This is a genomic window from Halomonas sp. LES1 (assembly GCF_031846005.1).
Classification (GTDB): Bacteria; Pseudomonadota; Gammaproteobacteria; order Pseudomonadales; family Halomonadaceae; genus Halomonas.
The window spans coordinates 103,604-113,796 of record NZ_JAVRGC010000010.1 but is presented as its reverse complement, the minus strand read 5'-3'; the positions used below and the strand labels follow the sequence as shown (position 1 = coordinate 113,796).

General features: G+C 57.2%; 2 protein-coding genes. Both read left to right on the top strand.

All coding sequences use genetic code 11. From position 1 onward, the window contains the following. Positions 1-30: 30 nt before the first annotated feature. On the top strand, positions 31-9,177 hold the full coding sequence (locus tag RM463_RS16905; RefSeq protein WP_311430720.1) for a DUF5801 repeats-in-toxin domain-containing protein: 9,147 nt from the start codon (positions 31-33) through the stop codon (positions 9,175-9,177). A gap of 150 nt (positions 9,178-9,327) precedes the next feature. Then, positions 9,328-10,152 (top strand): ion transporter, encoded by an 825-nt coding sequence (locus RM463_RS16900; protein WP_311430713.1) that lies wholly within the window; start codon positions 9,328-9,330, stop codon positions 10,150-10,152. The last annotated feature ends 41 nt before the right edge of the window (positions 10,153-10,193 follow it).

Sequence of the window (10,193 nt, the reverse complement as noted above, 5' to 3'; positions counted from 1 at the left end):
GATGCGACCGATGTCACCGACAGCTTTGGCATAACGGCCAAGGACGACGGCGTCGAAACCGAAACCGCGACACAGAACCTCGACATCAAGATTGTCGACGATGCGCCGACCGCGGTTGATGATGCCAACAGCATCACCGAAGACAGCACCGTGGCGGCCAGTGGCAACGTGATCGGCGGCGCGAACGCCTCCGCCAACGATGCCGCGGATACCGTGGGCGCCGATGGCGCTACCGTCACCGGCGTGACCCAAGGCAGCGCCACGGGTGAACAGAGCGGCAATGTCGGTGGCACCGGTGTGGCCGGTGATTACGGTACCTTGGTGCTAAACGCCGATGGCACCTACAGCTACACCCTGGATAACGACAATGCCACGGTCAATGCCCTGAAGGACGGTGATACCTTGACCGAAACCTTCAGCTACACCATCAAGGATGCGGATGGCGACTGGAGCACCACCACCCTGACCATCACCATCGATGGCAAAACCGATGGCGCGCCAAGCATCGCGGCCAACGACACCACCGCCGGTGTGGAAGGTCACATCACCGTGAAGGAAAGTGGCCTGACGGACGGCACCGATGCCAGCAGTGACAGTGAAAGTGCCGCCGGCACCCTCACGATTACGGCCGCGGATGGCTTGCAGAGCATCACCGTGGGTGGCCAGAGCTTCACCTTGGCGCAGCTGAATGCGTTGGCGACAACACCGCAGACGGTTGCGGTGGATGGCGGCACTCTGGAACTGACCGGTTTTACCGCCAGTAGCTCGGTAGGGGGCATACCGACGGCCGGTACTCTCGATTACACCTACACCCTGACCGGCGAGCAGGAGCACAGCGGTGCCAACGATGACGCGCTCACGCTGGATATTCCGCTGAGCGTGACCGACGCGGGCAACGCGACTACCAATGGCACCCTGACGGTGCGGGTGGAAGATGACGCGCCGACTGCGGTGAATGACAGCGATGTCGTCCCCGCAGGCAGCATTGAAGACATCACCGGAAACGTCGTTACCAACGACGCCCAAGGTGCCGATGGCGCCAGTGTTACAGCCATTCTGAGCGGTACCACCGGCACTGCGACTGCCGTACCGAGCATCGGCACACAAACCGTTGATGGCACCTACGGCAAGCTGACCATTCATTCTGATGGCTCATACACCTATGCCCGCAATCCTGGCAGCGAGGGTGGGGTAGAAGATGTCTTTACCTACACCCTGGCCGACGGTGATGCCGACTCCTCGACGGCTACGCTTACCATTGATATTGCCGACAGCACGCCAACCACATCGGTACCGGCTGCGGGTGGCGCGACGACCACCGTTTATGAGTCCGGTCTGAACGACGGCACCGAGGCGGCCACCAGCAAGGAAACCGTCAGCGGCACCATCAGCTTCACGGCAAAAGATGGTTTGAACAGCACGGACCCGATCACGCTGGGCGGTCATGTGCTGACCACCAGTGACCAAACCTTTGCTGACGGTCTGACCGCTCGATACGAGCACAATGCCAGCACCGGCGAAGGCACTATCTATTACAGCTACACCCTGCCGGCAGCGACCAGCGGCGATGACACCAGCGCCCAGTTTGCGCTCGTTGTCAGCGATGCTGATGGCGATGCCGCACCGGCCAGCAACCTGGTCATTAACATTGTGGACGATCAGCCTGTCGCTAGGGTTGATTCCGGCGATGTGACCGAGGGTGCCACCCTGAACATGGACGCCTCCAGTGGTGTGTTAAGCAATGACACCGCCGGTGCCGATGGCTGGGCAAACAGCGGCAATGCCGTGGTGGGTGTGGTTGCAGGCACAAGCACAGCGGCAGAAAATGCCAATGTGGGGCAGGCGATCGCAGGTACCTACGGCACACTGACCCTGAGAGCCGATGGCAGCTATACCTACGAGTCTACCGCCAATGCGGTAACCAGTGACGCGCAAGATGTATTCACCTACACCGTCAAAGACAGTGACGGTGACCTGGTGGAAACCACGCTCACCATCAACGTGGCGGATGTCACTGCTACCCCGACTAACACCTCCGGTCAGGTGGATGAAGCGGGCCTGGCCAATGGCACCGACTCGAGCTCAACCAGCGAGCAGATCACCGGTGGCAGCCTCAACCTGCAAACCAACTGGAACGTGAATGGCGAACAAAGTGGTAACACCGGCTTGGGTACTTGGACGGTGAAGGCTGACGGCACTTTTGATTACACTCTGACCAGCAACACCAAAGACGAGGCTGGTCGTCCGGAGACTGACAGCTTTACCTACACCGCCAAGGATCAATACGGCAATACCGTCACCAATACCGTGACCATCACCATTGTGGATGATGCACCGCTGGTTGCTCTTAGTGGCACCTCGCCGGGCAGCGTCACAGTGGATGAAAGCAACTTTGCAGCAGGCAGTGTGAGCGCTACCCATGCGGACTTTGTTAGCGACGTATTCGATATCAACCACGGTGCCGATAGCGCTGCTGCAACGGATGGCACTGTTTACAGCCTTAGTGTAACGAATGGCACTGCCAGCGGTGTGACTGATACTGCTACCAGTACCAATATTTATCTGTTCATGGATGGCACGGATGTAGTGGGGCGCGTGGGTAACAACGCCAGTGGAACTGAAGCATTCCGTATTGAGATTAATTCCAATACCGGTGCGGTAACCCTTACCCAAAATCGTCCGCTTAAGCATCCGGACATCAATAACCATGATGATGCGCTAAGCGTTACCGATGGTGCTATTAAGCTGGAAGCCACAGTAAAAGACGGCGATGGCGACACGGCTAAAGCATCTGTAAATATTGGCGGTAAGTTCAACTTTAAGGACGATGGCCCTTCGGTTGACGGCCAGCCAGCCAAATCAATTGTGGATGAAAAGTATCTGGCCTCAGGTAGTGAAGCCGGTGAAGGCGTAACCAGTGTAACAGCAGCACTGCCGGTTGATGCGGGTAAAGATGGCATGGGCAGTCTGGTATTCAGTGCAGATCAGGACGATCTGTTGAATACACTGAAACTTACGGGTAACACTGGCATTACATTGACCGTCAATGACAATGTGCTGACAGCTACCAGAGATGGTGCAAAAGTCTTTACCGTTACCTTGGATAAAGACACAGGCAAATATAAATTTGAACTGAAAGGTGCCTTGACTCACCCGTCGGCGGTTAGTGGTAATTTCGATCTTAGCTTCAACTATGAGATCAAAGACGCTGACGGCGATACCGCACCCGGCAAGTTTGTGGTGAATGTGGTTGATGATGCGCCGAAATCGGACATTTCCATTACTACACCGGAAGATACCCCATTCGGGCCATTTACCACCTCTGCCGACTCCACCAAGGATAATGTCAGTATTCAGGATGCAGATGGCAATAATGCGGCTTCAGCTGCTACTTTGCCCGATGGAGTGACGGATATTCCGGCTGGCACCGCAGGCTATAACGTTGGTCACGGTATTGTGGTGGTGGATGCAAACGGACAGGTCACCTACCACCCGAACACGGATTATAGCAATAATGGCAGTGAGGATGGCTTTAAGGTCACCGTATCCAACGATGATGGCAGCAATACTGTCACTAACGTGACCGTTAATGTAACGCCGGTGTCCGATGCGCCAAATATCCCGCACGCCAATGATGGGGCCAGCGATGTTGACGCTATTACGGTTACAACCCAAGAAGGCACCTCAGTCCCACTGGGCCTAAAAACGCCAGTGATTACCGATAAAACCGACAAGAATGGATCAGGTAAAACCGGCGATGATCCCGAGCGTCTGGGGGCTATTACCTTAACGCCCGATGCCAGTGCACCTAACGGTACTCTGCTGACCAAGGGAGATGATACACCACTTACAGCCAACCCTGACGGCAGTTACACCATTGTGATTGTTGAAACCTCGGGTGAGACCGATGTGGATACGGGGCTGCATCTGTCCGGCGGTTTGCCGACTGAAAACGTCAACTATCTGACCCGGACGGAATATGAGGCGATTCAGGCCAAACCGGCAGACGATCGTCATGAAAACTTCGATGTGGTGGTCAGCGTAGACAGTTATGAGGTGGATGGCTCAGGTAACAAGCTGCCGGATGCTGAGGTCGATGGAACCAACGGCTCCAACAGCCAGCAGACCATCACCGTGGATGTGCTGGCAGTGACTGATGCGCCTGCAATCGCGCTGACAGCTCCAGCTGATCCAACAACTGTGGGCGCCACCAGCCTTAATGTGGCCGACGCGTCCGGCACGGATAACGCCAAGATTACTGCCGCCATGGAAGAAGACGGGACTCTCGATCTTCAGTCGGTCCTGGGTGAAACCCTCAAGGATGCTGATGGTTCCGAGTCCTATTGGTACGACATCTCCGGCTTGCCGGAAGGCACGGTCGTTACCATTAATGGCAAGGCATATACTGCGGGCGCTGATGGCAAAATCGAGATGCCGGAAGCAGATTACCTGAGTGCCGATGATGGCGGTAACCCGACCTTTAGCATCAAGCCCCCTCAGGACTACTCAAACAGTACTGCAGATAACATGACTATCACGCTGTACACCAAGGACAGTGACAGCGACAGCACAGTGACCACAACAGCCGAATCGGCCAGTGTGGATCTGGAGTTGAGAGTCTACGCCAAGCCGGATGACGTCAAGCTTCAGAATCCTGAGGCAACGCCCGAAGACACTGCTGTGGGATTGCTGAACAGCTTGGCACTGAAGGATACCGATGGCAGCGAGAGCATTACTCAGGTTCGTATCACCGACCTGCCCAGCGAGGGCGGTAGCTGGACACTGATAGACCATAACGGAAATGAAGTTGCCATTCCGAGCGGTGGTGATGCGACGAGTGGTGGACTGATACTGACGGTCGGCACTGGGGCTGGTGAGTACACCCTGGAGCAAATACAGCAGTTCACCATCAAGCCGCCGGCGCATAGTTCTTTAGATGGCACCATGACGGTGTATGTCACGACGGAAGAAGCGGCGGCCTATACCCAGTCAGGTAATACTGAAAGTAAAGAGTGGGCGCACGATCAGGCGATAGTCGTCACCCCGGTGGCTGAAGTGACCACGCCACCGGCAGGCGGGGACACGGATTCGGACGGTAATACCACGCCAGACCTCACCATGACCAGCGGGTATAACTACAGCAACTCTGGCCTGGAAGACACCTGGTTTTCCCTGAACTCGGACGGTTTTAACCTGAAGACAGACTGGGCCAACGAAGATGCTTCCGAGCAAACCTTTGCCCGCCTGACTCCGTACGATGGCAAGGATGTTGCCCTGGAAGGCGCTTACTTCCAGTACCACAACGGCACCACAACGGTTGACGTGGCCTACAACGGTACCCCGGTGGATATTCCCATGGAATACCTCGACACCGTTCGGTTCAAGGGGCCGAACAACTTCAAGGGTGAGGTTAAAATCAAGGTGGAAGCGGTCACCCTTGACAAGGACGCCGATGATAACAGTGTCACTGTGGAGGCGGTGTCGGGTGAAGCCTTGCTGACCAATGTGATCCTCGATCCAGTGGCCGACCAGGTCACCCTCAAGGTCAATGCGCGTATTACCGCCAGCGAGGATACGCCCAATATTCCCCTGACCATCAACCCGACCAGTGGCGATCCTGATGAGACCTTTAATATCACCATCAAGGGCATTCCCGCCGGTGCCAGCATTACCTATAAAGGAGTGACCTATAGTGTTGGCAACGGCCTTGTCGATGATGGCAATGGAAGGTATCAGCTTGAGTTGAGTAATTTTGACAAGGCCCAACAGCCCACGCTCACGCCGCCCAAAGACAGCAACGAGACCATTAATCTCACGGTGTCGGCGGTGTCGGTGGATACCTTGGGCGACACCACGTCGACCAGTGCCGCCCATGAGCTGCCGGTGACCATCACGCTCATCGGGGTGCCGGACACCCCGAATATGGTGGTAGCGGAGAGCCCATCTTACGTTGAACAGACGCTGGATAACGCCGATAACACGGTGGCGCTCCATGAGTTGATCACTTCCCTCAGCAGCGGTGAAACCAGCAATGACGGATCCGAAACCCTGACGTTGCGCATCAGTGGCCTGCCTGAAGGTTTCGCCTTGCTGGGGGCCGGCGCCGTGGTGGGCGCGGGAACTGGCAGCGCCCGGGTGTGGGTGGTGAAACCGGATCAGATTGCGGATGGCACGGTGAAGATTCAGCTGCCGGCCAATTACAGCGGCACCGTTAACTTCACCGCCCAGCCGGTGGTCACCGAAAATGACAACCCGTCCGAAACCTTCTTCGATGCGCAAAACGTCGAGTTTCAGGTCACGCCGTCGCCGGAAGCGTCACTGAAGGTGGCCTCCAGCATTGCCGAGGATCAGGTGGGGCGCATCGATCTGTCACCGGTCTACCAGAACGGCGATAACGATGAAGTGATCAGCGTGGTGCGCATACAAGCCGTTGAAGGCCTTGCTCTGTTCAGCGACGCCGCCGGTACTAAGCCGCTGACTGCGGTGGATGGCTGGTATGAAATTACCGGTGTCGATGCGGTGAAAAGCATTTACGCCAAGGCTTCGGCCAACTTCAGCGGTGATATTCCCCTCACTGTGAAATACAAAGTCACGGATACCGCCCAGGATAACACCACCGGACCAGTGGAAACCGCCGACTTCAAGGATGGATCTCACACACTGCAGGTGCAGCCGGTTACCGATGCCGTGCTGGCGGAGGTTGCCAGCATTAATGGCAGCAATGTCAACGATCAGACGGCCATTTCGCATACCGCGACTCAGCCCGGCGATGTGACGGTGAGCCTGAACATCAGCAAGCAGCCTGACAGTAACGCTAATGATGAGCGTGACTACGATGGCAGTGAAGCCATAACGCACATTCTGATCCAGAATGTGCCGGAGGGCGTGGCGGTCAAGGGGGGCATCTATACCGGGGACGGCCAGTGGCTGCTGCCGGTAACCACGGCGTTTAACGGTGACATCACACAGGATGTGGTGTTCAGCGTCGGGCGTCAGGCCGGCGGCCTGACCAACAGCGCCATCACCATTACCGTGGCCACCCAGGATGGTACGGCCAGTCCGGAAAAAGACAGCATCAGCTGGCAACTGACCACCGATTTTACCAAGGGGAGCAATGAACAGACGCTGCCGACGATAAGTCTGAGTGAGGTAGTTGACTCGCAGACAGAAGACGACGATTTTGCGCTGAACAAGGTGGTAAGCGCCGCTGTGGACACGACAGGCGCCAACCAGAGCAACTACAGCATGACCCTGACCCTGCGCACCTCGCCGGACGATGAAACCAGTTTCTCCGGTAACGGCATGTTGCGCACCGAGGTGGTGGAAAACGGTCAGACGGTGGTGCTCTGGACCATGACAGTGCAGGTCAATAACGGAGACAATCCTCAAACCATTGCTGAAAATTTGCTGGCTGGCGTGACCGTCACGCCACCGGCGGATGCCAACCGCAATGCCAATAACCTCAATGGCAAGCTGCCGCTGGATGTTACCCTGACCCTGCATGACAGCGGTCTGGAAAGCGAAGCCCAGGTTGCACCTCAGGTCACGCTGGACCCGGTGACCGATTCGGCCACGGTCGCTATTTCGGCGGCCGCGGTCGCGGAAGGCGAGCCTGTCGCCATTAGCGTGACCGTGTCCAACCCCAGTGACCAGACCGGCGACTGGAGCATTGTGGATGGCAAGCTCTACCTCAAGCTGGACGGCACGGATATTCCGGGCGTACTCAAGCAGGGCGATACCGAGCTGAAGCTGGAAAACGTGGCCAACGTATCGGGGCTGGATGACGGTCAGTATTATGTGATTGGTGGAGTAAGCCCGGATACGCCACTGGATCTGACCTACGTGCCCAATAAGGCTTATGACAGCGGCACTATTACCCTCAAGGGCTGGGTGCAAAACCAGGAAGCCGGCAGTGTGGTGGAGCTGGCAAGCGGCTCCGGGGGCCTGACCGTCTATGCCACCAATACCCGGCCGGATATCACACTGAGCGCAGCCGGCACCGAGCATGATGGCGAAATCCGCACTCAGGCGGAGATCCAGGTCAATGGCACCGTGCTGCCCGACGAGGATGAGACCCTGCAGGCGGCCTTTATTGAGGGGCTGCCCAAGGAGTTCACCCTGTATTACGGCAGCGACGCCAACAGTGCCGGCCTGGCCAATAACGCCGGGGGAGGCACCTGGCAGATCCCGCTGAGCAATGGTGAGTTGCCCGCCTATCTTGCCATTCAGCCGCCGGCCTACTGGAGTGGTACTCTGTCGGGACTCAAGCTGTATTTGGTGGGCGGCGAAACCGGCAACACGCCCACCTCCTGGCCGTTCGACTTTGAAGTGGTCATCGCGCCCAGAGCCGACGGTGTAGAGCTGAGCCCGACCCTGAGTTTCGGTGATGCCGGCGATATCATCGACCTCAACCTGAACGCGGCCATGAAGGATCCAGTGGCCACCAACACTGAAGATCCGGCCGACTCTGATCAGCACATCGAGCTGACAACTCTGGAGCTTGAGGGTCTGCCCGATGGTGAAAAGGTGGTGTTTTATGTAAATGACACTGAGCTGGCGGCGGACCGGGTGAGCTTTGACAGCAACACCAACACTCATACCATCACCGGCCTGACCCAGGATGAGCTGGACGGTCTGGGTGTGTTGCATCTGGGCACGGGGGGAGCCATTGATATCAACGTCAAGGCCTGGACTCAGGAAGCCACCGTTGCCGAGGGTACACTGGTGGGTGACAAGTCAGGGGAAACCACGGGCACCATCAAGGTGAATGTGGCGGACAAACTGCCCACCACCGGCAACGACAATCTGCTCTGGACCGGCAGCCCCATTGATGCGCGTGGCGGAGAAGACACCATTCAGCTGCGTTATGGCGAAAACTTAATTGGCAGCGACCTCGCGACGAATCTCGATAACATTGAGACCCTGGATCTAAGCATCGCCGGCAGAAATGCCATCGGCAGTAACAGCGACAGATTGCGTGCCGAGGATGTGCTCGAAATGACCGATGACGATAATGCGCTGAAGATACTCGGAGATGGGAACGATAGCGTGCATCTCGATAGTGAATGGGGTGATCCCAGCACTCCCGATACTGACGGCTTTGTCAGTTATACGGCAGAGGTAAACAACGTTGAGGTGATACTCAAGATCGATGAGTCGGTGACGATCATCGAGTAGGCCGAGTAGAATACGCTTGGCGCTGTGAGGCCGAGCGAGACGCGTAACGACCGGGCCACTGCACTCTGCAGTGGCCCGTCTGCGTTCCGGCGGTACCGTTATACTTCGATGCCTTGCACGTTAACCACCACAGATGAAGGAACTCTGACCATGGCGACCGGTGTTGCAACCTGGCGCGACCGCTTCGAACGACTGCGTGCCAACAAGCTGTTCGAGACCGCGGTCATCGCCATCATCATCCTCTCGGCGCTGCTGATCGGCGCCAAGACCTACGAGGAGACCAGCCGCTTCGAACAGTGGCTGCTGCGGCTGGATGTGGCGGTCACTGTGTTCTTCCTGGTGGAGATCCTGATTCGCATGGCGGCGGAGAAGCGCCTGCGCAACTTCTTCCGCCAGGGGTGGAATGTCTTCGACTTTTTGATCGTCACCGCCAGCCTGATCCCGCTGGATGACTCGGAGATGGTGCTGCTGGCTCGCCTGCTGCGCATCTTCCGGGTGCTACGCTTGGTGTCGATGATCCCCGAGCTGCGCATGCTGATGGCAGCGCTGGTCAAGTCGATTCCGCGCATGGGCTATGTGGCGCTGCTGATGTTCATCATCTTCTACATCTATGCGGCCATCGGCAGCTTCCTGTTCGCCGATGTGGACGACTTCCTGTGGCGCAATATCGCCACCGCCATGCTCACGCTGTTCCGCATTGCCACCTTCGAGGACTGGACCGACGTGATGTATGCCACCCAGGAGGTGTATGCCTGGAGCTGGCTCTACTACCTGACGTTTATCTTCCTGACCGCCTTCATCTTTCTCAATATGATGATCGGCATCGTGCTCGACGTGATGCAGAAGGAGAGCGTGCAGATGGAGATCGAGAGCGGGGAGGGGGAGGCCGCCGAGCTCCATGGCCTGCGGGACGATGTGCGCGAATTGCGAGAGCAGCTCTCGCGCATGGAGGGACTGCTTGAGCGGCGGAGTTGACAACGCGCCTCAGGACTGATTCTCTAGGGGCATGAACCAGA